A 20,493-nucleotide genomic window follows, 5' to 3' on the forward strand; every position below is an offset into this window, starting at 1 on the left:
TCCTCGTTCTCTTGAGCTGAGGGCCTCGTCGCGCCCGGTGTTGATCGGGCTGCGATCGGGCTTGCGATCGGTCCGGGGGCGGATCGGGGATCGAACCCGGAATCGGAATGGATGCGCGCGGGCCGGTCAATCTCGTTTCGCGGCTCGGGATCGGCGAAGGGCCGAAATGCGCGAAACGATTCGCTAATATACCATGATCGATCCGTGCGGCAGCGATCGCGCAAGCGCGCCTCTGGCGTTCCGACGCAGGCTTGGAGGGAAGGGAATGAATGGACTGACGAGGCGTCTCGGTGTGTCGAAGGAGCTCACGGGTAACCCCGAGTTTCAGTCGGCTTTGGTGCGTATAACCGCTTGCCTCCTGGGTGCGCTCTACATCGCCGTCGGCGCCCTGACGCAATACTACCGTGTCGATGTTCCCTACTATCTCACGCTGTTCGCGATCTATCTGGTCTCGAACGTCGGGTTTCTGATCAGTATCGTGTTGCGCCGGGAATGGCCTGCGCGGGTTTACCTCGGGATCTGTCTGGATGTGGTCGCCATCAGTCTGGCGATCTTCATCACCCGCGAGGCAATCAGCCCCTTTTACCTGCTCTATATCCTCGTCTTTATCTCCGCCGGGACGCGATTCGGCAAGCATCATCTCGTGGTGGCCTCGCTGGCGGCTGTCTTCGGCTACAACGTCGTACTGATCGCGCTCGACGAATGGCGTCTGCACACCTTCGAGGCGACCTTTTTCCTGGCGCTCCTCGTGCTGTTGCCCTTGTATCAGTATTCCTTGCTGCGCAAGGTCCAGGATGCGCGGGACGAGGCCGAAAGGGCCAATCAAGCGAGAGGGGATTTTCTGGCCTTCATGACGCACGAGCTGCGCACCCCCTTGACCGGCGTCGTCGGGATGACCGAGCTTTTGCGAGGAACCCGGCTGGATGACGAGCAACGCGACTATGTCCAGGCGATCGCCAACTCGGCGGATATCCTCGGCGCGCTGATCGGCGACATTCTGGACCTGTCGAAGATCGATGCGCGTCGTATCGTGATCGAACGCATCCCCTTCGATCCCCGCAGTCTGGTGCGCGAAGTCTCCGATGCACTCGCGACGCGGGCGCATTCGGCCGGGCTCGAGCTGATTGCCGACGTGGAGCCCGAGGTCCCGCCTCGGTTGATCGGCGATCCGCTGCGGTTGCGCCAAATCCTTTTCAATCTGATGGGGAATGCCGTGAAGTTCACGTCGGCGGGCGAGGTTCGGGTTCGCCTGAGCGTTCGGCCACCCGAGGCCGAGCAGAGCCGCCCGCACCTGCTCTTCGAGGTCCTCGACACCGGGATCGGCATTCCGCCCGAGAAGCTCCCGCGTCTCTTCGAGCGCTTTCGCCAGGCGGACGAGTCGACCACGCGACGCTTCGGCGGGACCGGTCTCGGGACGACCATCTCGCGCGAGCTGACCCTTTTGATGGGCGGGGCGATCGGCGTGGAGAGTGCGGAGGGCCGCGGGAGTCGGTTCTGGATTCGTCTGCCCTTGATCGAGGATGCCGCGGCGGTGCCGAGCGCACCCGACGGTGGGCTCCGCGGTACGAGGATACTGATCCTGGAGCCGAATCCCACTTGTCGCGGTTTGGCTTGTGCCGCCTTCGGTCGCGAGGGCGCGCTCTGCGAGACGCCTGTCGAGCCTGTCGATGTCGGCTCCGAGCAGATCCGCGGGCACCGTTTCGATCTACTCGTGATCGCCGACCACCCGCAGGGCCGGGATCTCAATGCGGTGCGGGACCGGGTCAAAACGGCCCTCGGCGAGGCGGTGCCCTGCCTCTTTCTGGTTTATCCCGGACGACGCCCCGCGCTCGAGGAGACGACGGATGCCTGTCTGGCGAAGCCCTATCTGCGGGAGGATCTCACCGCCGCGGCCGAGTCGCTCTTGGGGCGCGCCGGCACGTCGATGGATGGACAACGGCGAGCCGTGCGGTCCTCGTCGTCGCTCGGTTTGGAGCCGATACCGGATGCAGCGCGGATGCGTGTCCTCGTTGCCGAGGACAACGAGATCGCCGCCAAGGTGATCACCCGCTTTCTGGGTAAGATGGGCTTCGAGCTTACCCGGGTCGCGGACGGGGAGGCGGCCTTGGCCGAAGCGCTCGGCGGCGACTACGGGATCGCGATCGTCGATCTGCGGATGCCCAAGCTCGACGGGATCGGCTTCGCTCGGCGCTACCGCGAGCAGGTGCGCCATCGACCGATCCCGATCGTTGCATTGACCGCCAACGCCTCCGAGGACGTGAAGCGCGACTGCTTATCGGCCGGTATGGATGACTTTTTGTCGAAACCGGTCAAGCCCGACGAGCTGCGGCGGGTGCTTGAAGCGGCGCTTCGCGGGCTCCCTGCCGCCCGCCACCGGCCTCCAGGCATCAGCCGATAGGTTCTTGACGGTTGCGCCTGTCATGAAGACAGAGCGGACACCGGGGCCTCGCGCAAGACCTGCCGGTAGGGTGGACGAGCGAGAGCGAAGTTCACCAAGCACCGCGCCGACGCTGGTGGACTGCGCTGCGCTTGTCCACCCTACCGATCAGATCCCCCGGCGCTCCGATCAGCGAATCGTTCCTCAGCCCGCCGCCGGTGCCGCCACGCCCCCTGAGGATTGCGGCGCTGGTGCGGCCTTGGCCGCCCGCACAGATGCACGCCGCTTGACGCGCTTGTCGATCAGGTTTTTCAGAGCGATTAAGAGGCCGAGCCCAATGAAGGCGCCGGGGGGCAGAATAGCGATCAGTGCACCCTGGAATCCCTCGCCCAGGCTGAGGCTGAGGCCGGTCGCGGCGTCCCCGAGCAGAAGGTTGGCCTGGTAGAAAAGGGTGCCTTGCCCGATGAATTCACGCATTCCCCCCAGTACGACCAAGACCAGCGTAAAGCCGAGCCCCATGGCGATCCCGTCGAGCAGGGCACGGTCGACACGATTCTTGGAGGCGAAGGCCTCGGCTCGGCCGATGATGGCGCAGTTGGTCACGATGAGCGGAATGAAGAGCCCCAGCACGAGATAGAGCTCGTAGAAATAGGCTTGGACGGTGAGCTCGACCGCTGTGACGAAGGAGGCGATCACCAGCACGAAGACGGGCAAGCGGACCTCGGGGCGCACCAGGTCGCGGATGAGGGAGACGGTCACGTTGGACAGGACGAGGACCGCCGTCGTGGCCAGGCCCATGCCCAAACCGTTGGTGGCGCTCGTGGTCGTTGCGAGCAAGGGACACAGCCCCAGCAGCGCGACGAGGGCTTGGTTGTTGTTCCAGAATCCGTCGCCGATGATGCTGCCGTAGGGTTGGGGTGCCGCCATCAGCCCGCCCCTTTTGCCGCGGTCGTCACGCCTTCGGCGGGTTCGAAGAGGGTCTCGCCCTGTTGTTGGACGTAGATGAGCGTGTTCTTCACCGCCTGGACGATCGCGCGGGGTGTGATGGTCGCGCCGGTGAACTGATCGAATTCGCCGCCGTCGCGCTTCACCGCCCAGCCCTCGGGCGTCGGGTTCGACAGTGACTTGCCGTCGAAGCTCAACACCCAGTCGGACTTGCGCTCCTCGATCTTGTCGCCCAGCCCCGGGGTTTCGTGGTGGTACAGCACCCGCACCCCGCCGACGCTGCCGTCGCGCAGCACCGACACCAGCAGTTGGATCGGACCGGCGTAGCCGTCTGGCACGACCGGGTCGAGGATGACCGCGGTGGGTTCGCCGGCCTTGCGCACGCGATAGACGCGCGTGTTCTCGGCGCCGAGCAGGTCACGCGCACTCACTTGGATCAAGTCTTCGAGCGGTTCGTTGTCGAACTGTCCATCCGGGATGATCGACTCGAGCTTGCTTTGCATCGCAATCCGTTGGTTCTCGGCGATGCGCCCGTCCATCAGGTGGTGGGTTACCGCGACGAGTGCGACACCGGTGACGGAGAAGGCGCTCAGGACGACAGCGGCTAGAATGATCGGTGCTTTCTTCATGGGTTTGCTCGGTTTCCGGTGTGCCCGAAGACCCTGGGCTGGGTGTAGTGGTCGATCGTCGGGGCGGCGATGTTCATCAACAAGACCGCGAAGGCGACGGCGTCCGGATAGCCGCCCCAGGTGCGGATCACGAACACCAGCAACCCGATCGAGGCGCCGAAGATAAGCTGCCCCGTCTTGGTCGTGCAGGCGCTCACCGGATCCGTCGCGATGAAGAAGGCCCCTAAGATGGCCGCTCCGCTGAACAGGTGGAAGGCCGGGAAGGGGTGGGTCGTCGGGTCGAGCAGCCAGAATGCACCTGCCGCGACGGCCAGCGCCGCCAGCATTGAGACCGGGATGTGCCACGTAATAATGCGCCGCCACAGCAGGTAGACCCCGCCGAGCAGGAACCCGTTCGCAACCCATTCCCAGCCGCGCCCGCCGAAGTCGCCCCACAGCGGACTGAGGCGGATCTCCGCGATGAGCATGCCTTGATCGAGCTTGCCGCGCATCTCGTCGAGCGGTGTCGCGGCGGAGATGGCGTCCCACTCGACACCGCTCGGCAGGGCGCCTGCAAAGATCAGTCGCAGCGACTCCGTGAAGGAGACCGCGTGCTCGGCCAGCATGTCCGGCGCCAGCCAGGTGGTCATGGCGACCGGGTAGGACACGAGCAGGAAGACGTAAGCGGCCATCGCCGGGTTGAAGGGGTTGTAGCCGATGCCGCCGTACAACTGCTTGACCAGGACGATGGCGAAGAGCATGCCGAGCAGGGTCATCCACCAGGGCAAGGTCGGCGGGACCGAGATAGCGAAGAGCACGGCCGTGACGACGGCGCTGTAGTCGCCGACCGCGGGTCCGATCGGGCGCCGGCGCAAGCCCATGACCGCCGCCTCGGCGGCCACGGCCACCGTCACGGCGAGCGCGATGTTGATGAGTACGCCCCAGCCGAAGAACCAGATCATCGCCAGCACGCCGGGCACCAAGGCGAGCAGGACCTCCTGCATGACCCGGTCGACCCGGTTCGGCCGAGACCCGTGGGGCGAGGAGACGAGCGCGGCGCTCATGCATGCACCTTCGGCGACGGACCCGTATCGACCGATCCGGTCGGCGAGGCCGGCGCTCGGCGGGGCCGCTCGGCTCGGGAGGCGGTCTTGCGGCCATTGTGCCGGCTTCTCTCAGGCGTCATCGGTCTCCTCCGCCTTGGCGGCCGCGGCCTTCTTGGCCGCCGCGCGTTGTTTGGCTGCCTCGATCGCGGCCTTCTTCGCGTCTTGATCGGTCTGACTCTTTCCGGGGCTCGCCTCGAGCGATTCCTTCTTCCGGCGAAGGCGGGCCTTGCGCTCGCGCTCTTGGCGCTCGAGTCGCGTTTGCTTGGCCTCGTGACGCGTGCGCGCCAGCTCCGCCTTGCGCTTCTCCTCTTCGCGTGCCCAGACCTCGTTCTTGGCGTATCGATAATATTGAACGAGGGGGATATGGCTGGGACAAACCTGAGCACAGCATCCGCACTCGATGCAGTCGAAGAGGTTGTAGTCCTGGACCCGATCGAGATCCTTCGCCCGTGCGTGCCAGTAGAGCTGTTGCGGCAGGAGCTTGGCCGGACAGACCTCGGCACAGCGACCGCAGCGGATACAGGCGAGCGCGGGCCCGGGGTCGGGGGCTTCCGCCTCGGTCAAGGCCAGTACGCAGTTGGCGGGCTTGGTGACCGGGATCTCGGGATGTGCGATCTCGAAACCCATCATGGGTCCGCCGCAGACGAGTTTGCGCGGGCGCTCGCGATAGCCGCCGCAGTGTGCGATCAGGTCCGAGACGGGCGTGCCGATACGCACCTCGAGGTTGCGCGGCTCGGCGATCGCCCGTCCGGTGACGGCGACGACGCGCGAGATCAGCGGGCGACCTTCGAGCACGGCTTCGGCGACCGCGGCCGCGGACCCGACGTTCTGACAGACGATGCCGATCCGCGCCGGAATGGCATGCGTGGGCACCTCTTCGCCGGTCAGGATGCGGATCAACTGCTTCTCCCCGCCGCTCGGGTAGAGGGTCGGGATGGAGCGTATCTCCGTGTGGCTGCGCATGTCCGTCTCGGCGAGGGCGAAGCGCATGGCTTCGAACGCCTCGGGCTTGTTGTCCTCGATCCCGATCAGGATCCGCGGACCGCCGAGCAGGTGATGCATGATCCGTGCGCCCGCGAGGATGTCGCCGGCGCGCTCGCGCATCAGCAGATCGTCGCAGGTGATGTAGGGCTCGCACTCGGCCCCGTTGATGATCAAGGTACGGATGCGTTGATCCGGGCCGGGGTTGAGCTTGACGCTGGTCGGAAACGAGGCGCCGCCGAGTCCGACGACGCCGGCCCAGCGGATGCGCTCGCGAATCTCGGACGGGTCCAGCTGCGCGTATTGCGTCATCGGCTCCGGCAGCTCGCACCAGGTATCCTCGCCGTCGGTCTCGATGACGGCGCAGAGCGCGGAGAGCCCGGACGGGTGCGGCACCGGATGGGGCTCGATCGCGACCAGGGTTCCCGAGCTCGAGGCATGGATGCAGGCGCTGACATAGCCTTCGGCCTGCGCCAACAGCTGACCCTTGAGAATGCGTTCGCCAACGTTGACGACCGGCCGCGCGGTCGCCCCGATATGCTGCTGCAGCGGGATCACGAGGCGTTCGGGAAGGGGCATCATCTCCACGGCGCGGCCGTTCGAGAGCGCCTTCTCGTCGGGCACATGGATCCCGCCGTGGAATGTCCACAGGCGGTCGCGGCGCAGGAGTGATTGGATGGCTGCCATGGCAGGGCTCCGGTCAGGCTGCCTCGGTCTCCCGCTCGGGCGACGCCGTGCGGGAGGCGGGCTCGCTGGACGGATAAGGCCAGCGCCAATGGGGGATGTCGGTGGCGATCGGCACCATGTGGATGCACTCCACCGGGCAAGGCGGCAGGCAGAGCTCGCAGCCGGTGCATTCGGCGGCGATGATGCCGTGGAGTTGCTTGGCAGCGCCGACGATGGCATCGACCGGGCAGGCTTGCAGACACAGCGTGCAGCCGATGCAGGTCTCGGCGTCGATCACGGCGACCGAGGGCGGCTTCTCCTCGACTTCGAGTGCGGCAGGCTCGCGCCCGAGCAGATCGGCCAAGGCGAGCAGGGTTGCTTCCCCGCCGGGGATGCACTTGTTGATCTCGTCCTCGCCGCGGGCCAGGGCCTCGGCATAGGGTCGGCATCCGGGGTGGCCGCATTGGCCGCACTGGGTTTGCGGCAGGAGCGCGTCGATCTGATCGGCGATCGGGTTGCCTTCGACTCGAAAGCGGATGGCCGAATAGCCGAGCAGGAGTCCGAGGACGGCGGACAGCCCGGTCATGGCGAGGATGGCGGTCAACATGTCGATTGTCCCTTCAACTCGACACGAGCCCGGCGAAACCCATGAAGGCCAGAGACATCAGGCCCGCGGTGATCAGGGCGATGGCGCTGCCTTGGAAAGGCTCCGGGACATCGCCGACCGCGACACGCTCGCGCACCGCGGCGAACAGCGTCAGCACGAGCGAGAAGCCGACCGCGGCACCGAAACCGTAAAGCGTCGCCTCGACCAGGCTGCGCTCGGCCTGCAGGTTCAGTAAGGCCACTCCGAGCACGGCACAGTTGGTGGTGATGAGCGGCAAGAAGATCCCGAGCACCTGATAGAGCAAGGGACTGGTCTTGCGCATGATCGTCTCGGTGAACTGCACCACGGCCGCGATGACCACGATGAAGGCGATGATGCGCAGATACTCGATGCCGAGCGGCACCAGCATGTATTCGTTCACCAGCCAGGAGGTCACCGAGGAGAGCGTCATCACGAAGGTCGTTGCCAGACCCATGCCCGCGGCGGTCTCGAGCTTCTTCGAGACGCCCATAAAGGGGCAGAGTCCGAGAAACTTCACCAGCACGAAGTTGTTGACCAACACGGTGCCGATCAGGATGAGCGCGTATTCAGTCATGCTCTCTTTGGCTTCGGGGCGTGCGATGGGCGCTTGCTGCGCTCTCGGGTCTCGGGTCTCGGAACGAGCCGCGAAATGCTGCAAGCGCGAAATCGCCGAAGGATACGCCTCGGGGGCGGTTTGCTACAACACCGGGACTGAAGGGTTATCGGGGAATCGCCTCCGGCCTCCGGCCTTCAGCCTTTAGCGCAACTGGTGCCTTCTATCGTCGGCACAACCGGGCTGCCCTCGGTCCACAGGCTGCGCTATCCGGTTCATTTTACTCTCATTTTACCCTCATCCCCGGCTGCGCCCCGGCGTCCGGGCTCAGGATAAAGATGTCCTTTCCGCCGGGACCGGCGGCCAGCACCATCCCTTCGGAGACGCCGAAGCGCATCTTGCGCGGGGCGAGATTGGCGACCATGACGGTCAATCGGCCCTCCAGGTCGCTCGGGTCGTAGGCCGAGCGGATGCCGGCGAAGACGGTGCGGGTCTCGCCGCCGAGATCCAGCTCCAGCTTCAGGAGTTTGTCGGCGCCTTCCACCAGGGCGGCCGAGCGTATGCGCGCGATGCGCAGATCGAGTTTGCCGAAGGTCTCGATGTCGATCGTCTCGGCAATCGGCTGCCCGCTCAGGTGTTTGCTCGACTCATCCGCGGCCGCCGGCGGCGGTGCCGTCGTGCTCAGATCTTCCTTGGACGCCTCCAGCATGGCCTCGATATGGGCCGGCTCGACGCGGGTCATCAAAGGTTTGAAGGGGGCGATCTCATGGTTGAGCAGCGGCTCGGCGATCGCGTCCCAGGTCAGCGGCTCGATCCGCATGAAGGCTTCCGAATCGGCGGCGGTGCCCGGCAGGATCGGGCGCAGATAACCGATCAGGATCCGGAAGAGGTTGATGCCCATCGAGCACACCGCGTGAAGGTCGGCCTCTCGCGCCGGGTCTTTGGCGATCACCCAGGGCGCCTGCTCGTCGATGTATTGGTTGGCGCGGTCGGCCAGCGCCATGATCTCGCGCACGGCGCGGCTGAGCTCGCGTCGCTCGTAGGCGCCGGCGATGGATTCGCCGGCCTGCACGAAGTCGGCCTGGAGCTGCGGATCGGCCAGGGTCGGGGAGAGTCTGCCGGCGAAACGCTTGGCGATGAACCCGGCGCTGCGGCTGGCGATGTTCACGACCTTGCCGACCAGATCCGAGTTCACGCGGGCGGTGAAGTCCTGGAGGCTCAGATCGATGTCGTCGACGCCCGGTCCCAGCTTGGCCGCGAAGTAGTAGCGTAGATACTCGGGATTGAGATGGTCCAGATAGGTGCGGGCCTTGATGAAGGTCCCGCGCGACTTGGACATCTTCTGTCCGTCGACCGTCAGGAACCCGTGTGCGAAGACCGCGGACGGTGTGCGGAAATCGGCGCCGTGGAGCATCGCCGGCCAAAAGAGGGCATGGAAATAGATGATGTCCTTGCCGATGAAGTGATACAGCTCCGCGGTCGACTCCTTGGCCCAGAACCGATCGAAATCCAATCCGGCGTCGCGCCCGTGTGGGCTTTCGCAAAGATTCAGGAAGCTCGCCATGTAGCCGATCGGAGCATCGAGCCAGACATAGAAGAACTTGCCCGGATGGTCCGGAATCTCGAAGCCGAAATAGGGTGCGTCGCGCGAGATGTCCCACTCCTGCAGGCCGGCATCGAACCACTCGTCGAGCTTGTTCGCGACCTGGGCCTGCAGGCCGCCGCCGCGGGTCCAGTCGCGCAGCATCGGCTCGAAGTCGCCGAGGCGGAAGAAATAGTGGTCCGATTCGCGCTGCTCGGGCACGGCGCCCGAGACCGCCGAGCGCGGGTTTTTGAGCTCGTTCGGTGAATAACTCGCCCCGCAGACCTCGCAGTTGTCGCCGTACTGGTCAGGCGCGCCGCACTTTGGACACTCGCCCTTGATGAAGCGGTCGGGCAGGAACATCTGCTCGACCGGGTCGTAGGCCTGGGTGATGGTGCGCTTGCTGATGTGACCCTTGTCGCGGTTGCGGCTGTAGATCAGATTCGCGAAGTGGCGGTTTTCCTCGGAGTGCGTCGAGTGATAGTTGTCGAAGCCCACCCGGAAGGCCGCAAAATCGGACCTGTGCTCCTGCGCGACCCGCGCGATCAGCGCCTCGGGCGTGATGCCTTCCTGACGCGCTCGCAACATGATGGGCGTACCGTGGGCGTCGTCCGCGCACACGTACCAGCAGGCGTGACCGCGCATCTTCTGGAAGCGCACCCAGATATCGGTCTGGATGTATTCGACCAAATGGCCGATGTGAATCGGCCCGTTGGCATAGGGCAGTGCGCTGGTGACCAGAATCTCTCGAGGGCTGGCGCCCGGGATGTCGCGGGTTTGACTCATGGATGGGCTCAAGTGGATCGGCTTTCGGGTCTCGAACGATGCCCCAGTATCTCACGGGCCGTCCCGGTGCGGACAGCGCGGTCCCCGTCTGGTCTTTCGAGTCCGGACTTGATTTAAGGCATCTCCACACCAAAACTCTGCGGGAACTTTTCCGACCCCCGGTTGCAGCGTTCCGGTCCATCGAAAAGCATCGATCTCGTGCGATCCGGCTGCGCCGGGCGCATCCATTTATCTTGGAGTACCTCATGTCCGAACCCACGAAAGAAGCCGTCGAAGCCGCCATCAAGGGCTACAAGGAACCACACCTCGGGCGCGATCTGGTGGCGGCGCATTCGATCAAGGGCATCGAGATCGAGGGCGGTCAGGTGCGCATCAAGGTCGTCTTGGGCTTCCCGGCCAAGACCATCTGCGCGGGCATCGCCAAGACGCTCGAGGAGGCCGTTCTCGCCGTCGAGGGTGTCGAGATGGTACAGGTCGACGTGACCTGGGAGATCAAGTCGCACTCGGTTCAGAAATCGCTCAAGCCGATCGACAACATCAAGAACATTATCGCCGTGGCCTCGGGCAAGGGCGGCGTCGGCAAGTCGACGACCGCCGTCAACCTGGCGCTCGCCTTGTCGGCCGAGGGCGCGCGCGTCGGCATCCTGGACGCCGATATCTATGGCCCGTCCCAGCCGCGTATGCTCGGGATCTCGGGCAAACCCGAGTCCAAGGACGGCAAGAGTCTCGAGCCGATGAGCAGCTACGACCTCCAGGCGATGTCCATCGGCTTTCTGATCGACGAAGAAACGCCCATGATCTGGCGCGGCCCGATGGTCACACAGGCCCTGGAGCAGTTGCTGAACGACACCAACTGGTCGGATCTGGATTATCTGGTCATCGACCTTCCGCCGGGTACGGGCGATACGCAATTGACCCTCGCGCAGAAGGTGCCGGTGTCGGGTGCGGTCATCGTCACTACCCCCCAGGACATCGCCCTGCTCGATGCGCGCAAGGGTTTGAAGATGTTCCAAAAGGTCGAGGTGCCGGTGCTGGGTGTCGTCGAGAACATGAGCACTCACATCTGCTCGGCCTGCGGCCACGAAGAGCACATCTTCGGCGAAGGCGGCGGACAGAAGATGTCCGAGCAGTACGGGATCGATCTCCTCGGCTCGCTCCCCCTGAACGGCCATATCCGCGAGGAGACCGACAACGGAAAGCCGACCGTGGTGGCCCAACCGGATTCGCGTGTCGCGGAGATCTACCGCGAGATCGCCCGCAAGACCGCGGCGAAGCTCTCTCTGCAAGCCAAGGATTATGCTTCGAAATTCCCGCGGATCGTGATCCAAAACAACTAAATTGCGCCTTTTGGAGTCTGCGACGGCCGAGTTAGTTTGGGCCTCGCAGGCTCCCATGAGTGTCGTGCCGGGCCCAGTTTAGGGCTTTTCGCGCCTTCGATTCGGGCCAGAGCCTCTGGAGCGGTCGTGGGATTGCGATCACCTGTTCGGGAACGTCCGGGTGGCCGTTGTCGATCACTCGTCGGCTTGTTGTGCTCGGCTCCGCGGTGTAGCCTTTTCGGCTTTGCGCGCACACCGAGATTTCCTGATGGCCATCAAGTCCGACCGTTGGATCCGCCGTATGGCCGAAGAAGGCGGCATGATCGATCCGTTCGAGCCGGTTCAGGTCCGCGAGGGCGAGCAGGGACGAGTCATCTCCTACGGAACGTCGAGCTACGGCTACGACGTGCGGTGTGCCGACGAGTTCAAGATCTTCACCAACATCAACTCGGCCATCGTCGATCCGAAGAACTTCGACTCCAACGGCTTTGTCGACCTCAAGTCCGACGTCTGCATCATCCCGCCGAACTCGTTTGCACTGGCGCGCACCGTCGAATATCTCCGCATTCCGCGGAATGTCCTCACGATTTGCCTCGGAAAAAGCACGTACGCGCGTTGCGGCATCATTGTGAATGTCACGCCGTTGGAGCCTGAATGGGAAGGCCACGTGACCCTTGAGTTCTCCAACACCACGCCTCTGCCGGCGAAGATCTACGCGAACGAGGGCGTGGCACAGATCCTCTTCTTCGAGTCGGACGAGGTCTGCGAGACCTCGTACAAGGACCGCGGCGGGAAGTATCAGGGCCAGCGTGGTGTGACTCTGCCGAAGTCGTGATGTCCGCTGAACCGCGTCCAGACCGACATACTGACTTTCGAGCGAGCGCGACCTTTGGTGCATCCACGGCCCTTGGCAGAGACGCGGTTTAAAACCATTTATTCTTCAAGACCCTAAACCGCGCCGGTTCCGGCGGTCGTCGAGTCTGCCCGGGCCGATCCCGTCTGAGCACATTCCATACTGCGCCGGGCGCGGTTTAGACGACGTCGTCGGTTTTCGGGGTCGGGTCGAGCGCGGGATCCGTCGCCTGATTGCGCACCCGCCGTGCGATAACCTGTGCGTAGAACTGCAACATCCGCTCCGCGAGGACGGGTGCCGACCAGGATCTTGCGTGCTCGACCGCCTCGACGGCGAGTCGCGCCCGCAGTGCCGGATCCGTGAGGACTCGGACCGCCTTGTCCGCGAAGTCGGTCTCGTCGTCCTCCGCGATGAGCGATCCGCCGCCGCCCGCCAGCACCTCCTTGGTTCCCATCACGGCCGTCGAGACTACCGGCACCCCGAGCGCCATTGCCTCCAGGAGCACGAGCCCTTGCGTCTCGGTCTTCGAGGCGAAGACGAAGGCAGCGCCCGCGCAGTAGCAGTCCTCGAGGGAGCCGTCACGCTCCAGATAGCCCGTGAACAAGGTGTTGTCGGCCAGCCCGAGATGGTTCGCCAGGGTCTGAAGCCGACGGTGTGCCGGGCCCTCCCCGGCGATGACCAGGAGCACATCCGGGACCTGCGTCTTCACGCGCACGAGCATCCGCAGGATGAAGTCGATGTTCTTCTCGAAGGCGAGACGGCTGACGTGCACCAGAACGGGACGCCCGGGCGGGATGCCCCGACTGTTGCGGAAACGAGCACCGTCGCCCTGGCTGAACTGGACGAGCTCGATCCCGGTCGGGATGACCGTCGCGGGCGTCTTCACACCGTAGCTCTTCAAGACCTCGAGCATGGCGTGCGAGGGCACCGCCAGCGCATCGACAGCGTTGCACTGGGCCGTCGAGAAGTCGCGTGCCAGCCGCTGCATCCAGGCGGTCGGGACGAAAGGCACATAGTGATGGAGATACTGCTCGAAGAAGGTGTGGTAGCTCTCGACCACCGGGACACCCAATCGCTTGGCGATCCCGAGGCCGAGATAGTGCGCGAAGAAAGGGGTCTGGATATGCACCAGATCGTACCCGCGGCTTGCCAGCATGCCATCGAGGCGACGGATCTCGCGGGGGCGCAGCATGCGGTCCTCGGGATCGATGACCAGATAGCGCGACGGGATGCGTAGAACCTCGAAGGGCTCGGGCGCGGACTCGCCGCCGGCCGCCGAGTAATCCGGCGCGATCAGGGTAAGCTCATGTCCTTTTGCGACGAACTCCCGCGCAAACGTCTGGATCGACGTCGATACGCCCGTGATGCGAGGGAAGTAGACGTCGGAGATCATCAGGATGCGCATGACGATGGACTTGCGGGCTGTCGGCAAATCGGCGAATCATACCTTCTGTCGATCACTAAGCCCATCCAATGAAGGACTCATGACATGATTGATCTCTCGAGCCGGCGGTTGCACCGCGGACCGATGTTTTCGATGCTCCTCGGCGCTGCACTGACCGTCGGACCGCTCGGGAGCGCCTTCGCGGCGGGGGCGCCCGTGCTGTGGGGTGCGGGGGTGACGGGGTGCTCGGATTTTCTGGCCACCGCACCGGCGGATCCGACCGCGCAAGCCATCGCAGGGGAGGGCTATCGTCGCTATCAGGAGTGGCTGTCCGGGCTCGTGACCGGGCTGAATCTCGCAACGGGGCGGGACGTGTTGAAAGGCGCCGAGCTCGATGCCGCCATGATCCGGATTCGGGCCAACTGCGAGCGTTACCCGAACGACGACTTCTTCAACGCCGCCATGCGTTTGGTTCGATCGCTGGGCGACCCGAACGCGAATTGATCGCACGCGGCCGCGCAGTGCGATCGCGCGTCGTCATCGTATCGTCACATGAACTTCATACAATCGGCATGATGCAAGGGCACAATTCGGGCTCGCTTATCAACGCCCTCCCGGAGGTCATGTCATGAACAGAATCACTATCGCTGCCGCGGTCACACTCGCGGCGGCCTCTCTCTCGACCCAGGCGATGGCCCGTGACTCCGTCTGGATCGCCGGCTCGTCCACTGTCTTCCCCTTCTCGACCGCGGTCGCCGAGACGTTCGGTCGCGAGTCGTCCTTCCCCACGCCCAAGGTCGAGTCCCTGGGCACCGGCGGCGGCTTCAAGCTCTTCTGCTCCGGGGTCGGGGTCGACAAGTCGGACATCAGCAACGCCTCGCGTGCGATCAAGCTCTCCGAGTTCGAGCAGTGCCGGGAAAACGGCGTGACCGAGATCACCGAGGTGAAGATCGGCTACGACGGCATTGCCATTGCCAATGCGAAATCCGGCCCGGTGATCGACCTGACCCTCGGCGAGCTCTGGCAGGCCCTGGCGAAAGACGTCCCGAACGACGCCGGCGAGCTGGTTCCGAACCCCTACAAGAAATGGAGCGAGATCAACAAGGATCTGCCTGATGTCGCGATCGAGGTGCTCGGCCCGCCGCCCACCTCCGGCACCCGCGATGCGTTCGTGGAGCTGGCGATGGAAGGCGGCTGCGACAGCTTCGATTCCATCAAGGCGCTCAAGAAGACCGACAAGGACAAGCACAAGGCGGTCTGTCACGGTATCCGCGAAGACGGCGCCTTCGTCGAGGCCGGCGAGAACGACAACCTGATCGTTCAGAAGCTGGTGGCCAACCCGAACGCCTTGGGCATCTTCGGCTATAGTTTCCTCGATCAGAACGCAGACAAGGTGCAGGGTGCGAAGATCGACGGCGTCGAGCCGACCTTCGAGACGATCGCCGACGGCTCCTATCCGGTCTCGCGCTCGATCTATTTCTATGTCAAGAACGCCCACGTCGGCACCATTCCGGGCATCCAGGAATACGTCGCCGAGTTCACCAACGACAAGGCATGGGGCCCCGAGGGTTATCTGGCCGACAAGGGTCTGATCCCGCTGCCGGACGACATGCGTGCCAGCGTGGCCGAGCAGGCGCAGGCGCTCACCCCGATGGAGGCTCCCGCCAAGTAAGCGGACTCGCTCGGCAGAGCGTGCCCGACCGGTCAGCGGCCTTCGGGCCGCTGGCGTGTTTCATCCGCCACGGCACAGCACATCCATGAATCCATCGACTCTATTGATCGTTTTGCTTGGGTTGATGGCGTTTGCCTATCATTTCGGGCGCAAACGCGCCATCTCCGCCGCCGGCGGTGTCGCACGCCTCAACACACTGCATTCGCTCCCCGCCTACTACGGGCTCTACGCGGCACTCTGGGCCGGAATCCCGGCATTGTTGCTGATGGGGCTCTGGGTCGGCTTCCAGAACGAGATCCTCATCACGATCGTCAAATCGGAGCTGCCGCCGGAGATCCTCGACGGCATGTCTTCCGGTCAGATCGGCCTGATCGTGAACGACATCAAGAACCTCGCCTCCGGCACCATCGTCTCCGGTGTCGTGACGCCCGAGATGCAGGCCGCCGCGGATCGCTACACTCAACTCGATCAGATCGCACGCTGGGCCATGTGGCTGGCTGTCTTGGCGGTTGCGGTCGCAGGTATGGGCTACGCTTGGGCCAAGACCAAGCCGACCATGCGGGCGCGCAACCGGGTCGAGACCATTTTTATGGTCATCCTGGTCATCTTCTCCTCGATCGCCATCCTGACGACGCTCGGGATCATCCTCTCGGTCCTGTTCGAGTCGCTGCTGTTCTTCAAATCCGTTTCGCCGCTCGAATTCTTCTTCGGCACGCTTTGGAGTCCGCAGACCGCGCTGCGGGCCGATCAGGTCGGTGCCTCGGGCGCCTTCGGTGCCGTGCCGCTCTTCACCGGGACCCTGATGGTCTCGGCGATCGCCATGCTGGTGGCGGTGCCGATCGGGCTCATGTCGGCCATCTATCTGTCGGAGTATGCGCCGCGCCGGGTCCGCTCCTATGCCAAGCCGACGCTCGAGGTGCTTGCGGGCGTGCCGACGGTGGTCTACGGATTCTTTGCCGCCCTGACCGTTGCGCCCGTCATTCGGGAGCTCGGAATCTCTCTGGGCCTGGACGTTGCCTCCGAGAGCGCCTTGGCCGCGGGTTTGGTGATGGGCATCATGATCATCCCCTTCGTGTCGTCCTTGTCGGAGGACGTGATCAATGCCGTGCCGCAGGCGATGCGCGACGGCTCCTACGCCCTCGGGGCAACCCAGTCGGAGACGATCCGGCGCGTGATCATCCCGGCGGCTCTGCCCGGGATCGTCGGCGGGATTCTGCTCGCCGTCTCGAGGGCGATCGGCGAGACCATGATCGTCGTGATGGCCGCCGGTCTCGCGGCCAATCTGACGGCCAACCCGCTCGACAGCGTCACGACCGTCACGGTCCAGATCGTCACCCTGCTCACGGGGGACCAGGAATTCGACAGCCCCAAGACCATGGCGGCCTTCGCCCTGGGTCTGACCCTGTTTGTCGTCACCCTGACGCTCAACGTGATCGCCCTTCAGATCGTGCGCAAGTATCGGGAGCAGTATGAATAACGCGCGTGCGGCCGGTGCCCCGCCTCAACGCACCATCGACATCGTCAACGCCAGTCTGAAGCGGCGCTATGCCAAGGAGCGGCGTTTCCGCCTGCTCGGCCTCGGCGCCGTGGTCTTGGGCTTGTTGTTCGTCGCGCTGCTGTTCGCGGATATCGTCGGCAAAGGCTACACGGCCTTTCAGCAGACCTATATCCAGTTGCCGGTGACCTTCGATGCCTCCGTCATCGATCCCGAAGGTGCGCTCGACCCCGAGACCCTCAGGCGTGCCAACTATGCCGCGCTGATCCGAAAGGCCCAGCGCGAGGTCTTCCCCGAGGTCACGGCGCGCCGGGATACGCGGGCACTCGGGTCCATGATCAGCGTCGGCGCTTCCTCGCATCTTCGCGACATGGTTCTGGCCGACCCCGATCTGATCGGGACCACGAAAGAGGTTTGGCTGCTTGCCGACGACGACATCGACATGTTGGTCAAAGGGCACATCGATCGGACGCTTCCGGAGAGCGAACGCCGTGTGAAGGACCAAACGCTCGGGTGGGTGGAACGGCTCGAGTCCGAGGGGCGCATCGAGAAGCGCTTCAACACCATCTTCTTCACGCACGGAACCTCGCGCGAGCCCGAGCTGGCCGGGATTGCGGGTGCGCTCATGGGGTCCTTCTACACCTTGGCGTTGACCCTGCTCTTCTCCTTTCCGATCGGGGTGGGCGCGGCACTCTATCTCGAGGAGTTCGCGCCCAAGAATCGCTGGACCGATCTGATCGAGGTCAACATCAACAACCTGGCGGCCGTTCCCTCGATCGTGTTCGGGCTCTTGGGGCTCGCGGTCTTTATCGGGATCTTCGGCGTGCCGCGATCGACACCCTTGATCGCGGCCTTGGTCCTGAGTTTGATGACCTTGCCGACCATCATCATCGCCAGCCGCGCGGCGCTGAAGTCGGTCCCGCCCTCCATCCGCGAGGCGGCGCTTGGCGTGGGCGCCTCGCCCCTGCAGACGCAGCTGCATCATGTGCTGCCGCTGGCGATGCCCGGCATGTTGACAGGCACCATCATCGGGATGGCGCAGGCACTCGGCGAGACCGCGCCCTTGCTGATGATCGGTATGATCGCCTTTATCGTCGATATTCCGAGCGGCTTCACCTCGCCCTCCACGGTGCTGCCGGTCCAGATCTTCCTCTGGGCCGACAGCCCCGAGCGCGCCTTCGTCGAGCGCACCTCCGCGGCCATCATGGTTCTGCTCGCCTTCCTGATCCTGATGAACCTGACCGCCGTCCTGCTGCGCCGTCGCTTCGAGCGGCGCTGGTGAGCGCGTTTGCGAACATTTTCGATCCCACCGTCCACGGACGTTGGGTCTACACTCGAGGTCAGTCATGAGCACCACGGTTGATGAGATGAGTCGACGCACCGGCGCGATGAGCTCTGCGGAGTTGTCCGGCGAGCGCGAGTCGCGCGCGACGGTCGGAGATGTCACGGTTGCGAACCCGCGCATGGTGTGTCGCGACGTCGATGTCTGGTACGGCGCCAAGCAAGCCATCAAGGGCGTCAGTCTGGATATCGGCAAGAACGAGGTCGTTTCCATGATCGGCCCCTCCGGCTGCGGGAAATCGACCTTTCTGCGCTGTCTGAACCGGATGAACGACACCATCGACGGGTGTCGCGTCACCGGGTCCATCCAGCTCGACGGTCAGGACATCTACGACAAGGGACTCGATCCGGTGCCGTTGCGCGCCCAGGTCGGGATGGTATTCCAGAAGCCGAATCCCTTCCCCAAGTCGATCTACGAGAATGTTGCTTACGGTGCGCGCATCCACGGGCTCACCAACAACAAGGCCGAGCTCGACGAGCTGGTCTCGGCCAGTCTCCAAAAGGCCGGCCTCTGGAACGAGGTCAAGGATCGCCTGGACCAACCCGGGACCGGGCTCTCCGGCGGTCAACAGCAGCGGCTGTGCATCGCGCGCACCATCGCCGTCTCCCCCGAGGTGATCCTCATGGACGAGCCCTGCTCGGCGCTTGATCCGATCGCCACCGCCATCATCGAGGAGCTGATCGACGAGCTGCGGGCCAACTACAGCATCGCCATCGTGACCCACTCGATGCAGCAGGCCGCGCGCGTCTCGCAGCGCACCGCCTATTTTCATCTCGGTGATCTGATCGAGGTCGGCGAGACCAATCAGATCTTCACCAACCCCAAGCACCGGTTGACCGAGGACTATATTACCGGGCGGTTCGGCTGATGGTCGGCGACAACACTGCTGCCCCTGTCGGCGACATTGCGGGCGGTCATACGGTTCGCCGTTACGACCAAGAGCTCGCGAAGCTGCGCGGGATCATCCTCGACATGGGGCAGCGGGTGATCGAGCAGACCCAAGCCGCCGTCGCTGCATTGGTCGACGGCAAGGACACCCAAGCCTACCGCGTGCTCGATCGCGAGCCCCAGATCGATTTTCTCTCCCTCGACGCGGACGAAGAGATCTTCCGCGTCATCGCCCGTCGCCAGCCCACCGCGGTCGATCTGCGCATCGTGCTTGCGCTCTCGCGCATCGCCGGCGATGTCGAGCGAGCCGGCGACAAGGCCGTGCGCATCGCCCGTCAATCCTTGGCGCTGCGCGAAGGCGGCCTCATGCCGGGCGCGCTCCCGTCGGATGCACTCAAGGATCTGCTCCGTAAACTCGACGACCATGCCTGCTGTATGTTCGAGCGCAGCATCCAGGCCGTCGCCGGTTTCGACGTGGAGCTCGCACTCGGGGTCTTCGAGGACGAGCCGCGGCTCTTCGGGGCCTCCGACGAGGCCCGCGACTTCCTCGGCCAAGAAGATCTCGCCGGATTTACGCCGCGCCAGATCGTCTGTCTCCTGACCGGCGCCCATGCCTTGGAGCGCATCGGCAACCACGCCTCCAATATCGCCGAGCAGGTCATCTACGTGTCCGAGGGCAAGGACATCCGCTACCGCAATCGCGAGATCCTGATCGAGACCCTGCGTCGCGACCGCGCCTCCTAAGTCGCGCGGTTGTGTTTCGTCGCGGCACGTCCGACAATCGACGAAGCGCGCACGACGCGCCCGACCTGTGAACCACACGATTCGGAGAAGTGCCAATGGCGAACGAGGGCTACCACGAGCCAGTCGAAGAACTGTCCGACGAGACCCGGGACATGCACCGGGCCATCATCTCGCTGATGGAAGAGCTCGAAGCGGTCGACTGGTACAACCAGCGGGTCGATGCCTGCAAGGACGGAGATCTGAAGGCGATCCTCGCGCATAATCGCGACGAGGAAAAGGAGCATGCAGCCATGGTGCTGGAATGGATCCGTCGCAAGGATCCGACCTTCGACAAGGAGCTGAAGGACTATCTCTTTACCGAAAAGCAGATCGCGCATCACTAAACCGCGTCCGTGGGTTCATGTTCGGGGCGGCGTGATCCGCACCGTCGACCCGGCTACACACCTTGGCGTTGACGCGGTTCAGATGAGCAATATCAGGCGTTTTTGATTTGGACGCTCACCACCTCTTGAATCGTGTCGGCTCAAACCTTTCGGGATTGACGTGAAGCGCCACAGTTCCTGGAGC

General features: G+C 64.3%; 18 protein-coding genes. 10 read left to right on the top strand and 8 right to left on the bottom strand.

The annotated features are described in order from the left end of the window. Positions 1-265 precede the first annotated feature (265 nt). On the top strand, positions 266-2,398 hold the full coding sequence (locus THIMADRAFT_RS04585; protein WP_007191807.1) for an ATP-binding protein: 2,133 nt from the start codon (positions 266-268) through the stop codon (positions 2,396-2,398). 183 nt (positions 2,399-2,581) lie between these two features. Here the strand turns inward: THIMADRAFT_RS04585 and THIMADRAFT_RS04590 are convergent, their stop codons facing one another. From THIMADRAFT_RS04590 to metG, 7 genes are all read right to left on the bottom strand, one after another. Then, on the bottom strand, positions 2,582-3,304 hold the full coding sequence (locus tag THIMADRAFT_RS04590; RefSeq protein ID WP_007191808.1) for an electron transport complex subunit E: 723 nt from the start codon (positions 3,302-3,304) through the stop codon (positions 2,582-2,584). After that, on the bottom strand, positions 3,304-3,951 hold the full coding sequence (gene rsxG, locus THIMADRAFT_RS04595; RefSeq protein ID WP_007191809.1) for an electron transport complex subunit RsxG: 648 nt from the start codon (positions 3,949-3,951) through the stop codon (positions 3,304-3,306). Before rsxG ends, THIMADRAFT_RS04590 begins: the two co-directional genes overlap by 1 nt. After that, the gene (gene rsxD / locus THIMADRAFT_RS04600) at positions 3,948-4,994 is read right to left on the bottom strand and encodes an electron transport complex subunit RsxD (protein ID WP_007191810.1); all 1,047 of its coding nucleotides are present in this window, start codon (positions 4,992-4,994) and stop codon (positions 3,948-3,950) included. Before rsxD ends, rsxG begins: the two co-directional genes overlap by 4 nt. A 111-nt stretch (positions 4,995-5,105) precedes the next feature. After that, positions 5,106-6,704: an electron transport complex subunit RsxC gene (rsxC, locus tag THIMADRAFT_RS04605; protein ID WP_007191811.1), complete on the bottom strand. Its 1,599-nt coding sequence runs from the start codon at positions 6,702-6,704 to the stop codon at positions 5,106-5,108. 13 nt (positions 6,705-6,717) lie between these two features. Continuing rightward, complete coding sequence (gene rsxB, locus THIMADRAFT_RS04610; RefSeq protein ID WP_007191812.1) at positions 6,718-7,290, bottom strand: electron transport complex subunit RsxB; 573 nt, start codon at positions 7,288-7,290, stop codon at positions 6,718-6,720. Between the two features lie 13 nt (positions 7,291-7,303). Beyond that, complete coding sequence (rsxA, locus tag THIMADRAFT_RS04615) at positions 7,304-7,885, bottom strand: electron transport complex subunit RsxA (protein WP_007191813.1); 582 nt, start codon at positions 7,883-7,885, stop codon at positions 7,304-7,306. Between the two features lie 265 nt (positions 7,886-8,150). Next, positions 8,151-10,232, bottom strand: a complete 2,082-nt coding sequence (metG, locus tag THIMADRAFT_RS04620; RefSeq protein ID WP_007191814.1) for a methionine--tRNA ligase — start codon at positions 10,230-10,232, stop codon at positions 8,151-8,153. Positions 10,233-10,477: 245 nt separating this feature from the next. On the opposite strand from metG, the gene apbC reads away from it, so the two are divergent. Both apbC and dcd read left to right on the top strand, forming a co-directional pair. Further along, entirely contained in the window at positions 10,478-11,569 is a 1,092-nt protein-coding gene (apbC, locus tag THIMADRAFT_RS04625; RefSeq protein ID WP_007191815.1) for an iron-sulfur cluster carrier protein ApbC, read from the top strand. Between the two features lie 247 nt (positions 11,570-11,816). Continuing rightward, positions 11,817-12,383 (top strand): dCTP deaminase, encoded by a 567-nt coding sequence (dcd, locus tag THIMADRAFT_RS04630; protein WP_007191816.1) that lies wholly within the window; start codon positions 11,817-11,819, stop codon positions 12,381-12,383. Positions 12,384-12,579: 196 nt separating this feature from the next. On the opposite strand, the gene THIMADRAFT_RS04635 is transcribed toward dcd, so the two are convergent. Then, positions 12,580-13,806, bottom strand: a complete 1,227-nt coding sequence (locus THIMADRAFT_RS04635; RefSeq protein ID WP_007191817.1) for a glycosyltransferase — start codon at positions 13,804-13,806, stop codon at positions 12,580-12,582. Positions 13,807-13,890: 84 nt separating this feature from the next. Between THIMADRAFT_RS04635 and THIMADRAFT_RS04640 the strand changes: the two genes are divergently transcribed. From THIMADRAFT_RS04640 to THIMADRAFT_RS04670, 7 genes are all read left to right on the top strand, one after another. Further along, complete coding sequence (locus tag THIMADRAFT_RS04640) at positions 13,891-14,289, top strand: hypothetical protein (RefSeq protein WP_007191818.1); 399 nt, start codon at positions 13,891-13,893, stop codon at positions 14,287-14,289. Between the two features lie 124 nt (positions 14,290-14,413). Beyond that, positions 14,414-15,457, top strand: coding sequence for a PstS family phosphate ABC transporter substrate-binding protein (locus THIMADRAFT_RS04645; protein WP_007191819.1), 1,044 nt, complete (start codon positions 14,414-14,416; stop codon positions 15,455-15,457). Between the two features lie 85 nt (positions 15,458-15,542). Then, on the top strand, positions 15,543-16,934 hold the full coding sequence (gene pstC, locus THIMADRAFT_RS04650) for a phosphate ABC transporter permease subunit PstC (protein WP_007191820.1): 1,392 nt from the start codon (positions 15,543-15,545) through the stop codon (positions 16,932-16,934). Further along, positions 16,927-18,234 carry a phosphate ABC transporter permease PstA gene (gene pstA / locus THIMADRAFT_RS04655; protein WP_007191821.1) on the top strand — a complete coding sequence of 436 codons (1,308 nt, stop codon included), beginning with the start codon at positions 16,927-16,929 and terminating at the stop codon, positions 18,232-18,234. Before pstC ends, pstA begins: the two co-directional genes overlap by 8 nt. A 64-nt stretch (positions 18,235-18,298) precedes the next feature. Then, positions 18,299-19,162: a phosphate ABC transporter ATP-binding protein PstB gene (gene pstB / locus THIMADRAFT_RS04660; RefSeq protein WP_007191822.1), complete on the top strand. Its 864-nt coding sequence runs from the start codon at positions 18,299-18,301 to the stop codon at positions 19,160-19,162. After that, complete coding sequence (gene phoU, locus THIMADRAFT_RS04665; protein WP_007191823.1) at positions 19,162-19,926, top strand: phosphate signaling complex protein PhoU; 765 nt, start codon at positions 19,162-19,164, stop codon at positions 19,924-19,926. The genes pstB and phoU overlap by 1 nt, the downstream gene beginning before the upstream one ends. A 95-nt stretch (positions 19,927-20,021) precedes the next feature. Next, positions 20,022-20,309 (top strand): encapsulin-associated ferritin-like protein, encoded by a 288-nt coding sequence (locus tag THIMADRAFT_RS04670; protein ID WP_007191824.1) that lies wholly within the window; start codon positions 20,022-20,024, stop codon positions 20,307-20,309. The last annotated feature ends 184 nt before the right edge of the window (positions 20,310-20,493 follow it).

Origin of the sequence: Thiocapsa marina 5811, from assembly GCF_000223985.1 — a bacterium.
Lineage (GTDB): Bacteria > Pseudomonadota > Gammaproteobacteria > Chromatiales > Chromatiaceae > Thiocapsa > Thiocapsa marina.

Excerpts from the sequence above, each read along its gene's own strand:
- THIMADRAFT_RS04640 (WP_007191818.1), top strand. The coding sequence starts at position 13,891 with ATGATTGATCTCTCGAGCCGGCGGTTGCACCGCGGACCGATGTTTTCG.
- THIMADRAFT_RS04635 (WP_007191817.1), bottom strand. The coding sequence starts at position 13,806 with ATGCGCATCCTGATGATCTCCGACGTCTACTTCCCTCGCATCACGGGC.
- rsxB (WP_007191812.1), bottom strand. The coding sequence starts at position 7,290 with ATGTTGACCGCCATCCTCGCCATGACCGGGCTGTCCGCCGTCCTCGGA.
- apbC (WP_007191815.1), top strand. The coding sequence starts at position 10,478 with ATGTCCGAACCCACGAAAGAAGCCGTCGAAGCCGCCATCAAGGGCTAC.
- pstB (WP_007191822.1), top strand. The coding sequence starts at position 18,299 with ATGAGCACCACGGTTGATGAGATGAGTCGACGCACCGGCGCGATGAGC.
- rsxD (WP_007191810.1), bottom strand. The coding sequence starts at position 4,994 with ATGAGCGCCGCGCTCGTCTCCTCGCCCCACGGGTCTCGGCCGAACCGG.
- phoU (WP_007191823.1), top strand. The coding sequence starts at position 19,162 with ATGGTCGGCGACAACACTGCTGCCCCTGTCGGCGACATTGCGGGCGGT.
- rsxC (WP_007191811.1), bottom strand. The coding sequence starts at position 6,704 with ATGGCAGCCATCCAATCACTCCTGCGCCGCGACCGCCTGTGGACATTC.
- THIMADRAFT_RS04585 (WP_007191807.1), top strand. The coding sequence starts at position 266 with ATGAATGGACTGACGAGGCGTCTCGGTGTGTCGAAGGAGCTCACGGGT.
- THIMADRAFT_RS04645 (WP_007191819.1), top strand. The coding sequence starts at position 14,414 with ATGAACAGAATCACTATCGCTGCCGCGGTCACACTCGCGGCGGCCTCT.
- rsxG (WP_007191809.1), bottom strand. The coding sequence starts at position 3,951 with ATGAAGAAAGCACCGATCATTCTAGCCGCTGTCGTCCTGAGCGCCTTC.
- pstC (WP_007191820.1), top strand. The coding sequence starts at position 15,543 with ATGAATCCATCGACTCTATTGATCGTTTTGCTTGGGTTGATGGCGTTT.
- dcd (WP_007191816.1), top strand. The coding sequence starts at position 11,817 with ATGGCCATCAAGTCCGACCGTTGGATCCGCCGTATGGCCGAAGAAGGC.
- THIMADRAFT_RS04670 (WP_007191824.1), top strand. The coding sequence starts at position 20,022 with ATGGCGAACGAGGGCTACCACGAGCCAGTCGAAGAACTGTCCGACGAG.
- THIMADRAFT_RS04590 (WP_007191808.1), bottom strand. The coding sequence starts at position 3,304 with ATGGCGGCACCCCAACCCTACGGCAGCATCATCGGCGACGGATTCTGG.
- metG (WP_007191814.1), bottom strand. The coding sequence starts at position 10,232 with ATGAGTCAAACCCGCGACATCCCGGGCGCCAGCCCTCGAGAGATTCTG.
- pstA (WP_007191821.1), top strand. The coding sequence starts at position 16,927 with ATGAATAACGCGCGTGCGGCCGGTGCCCCGCCTCAACGCACCATCGAC.
- rsxA (WP_007191813.1), bottom strand. The coding sequence starts at position 7,885 with ATGACTGAATACGCGCTCATCCTGATCGGCACCGTGTTGGTCAACAAC.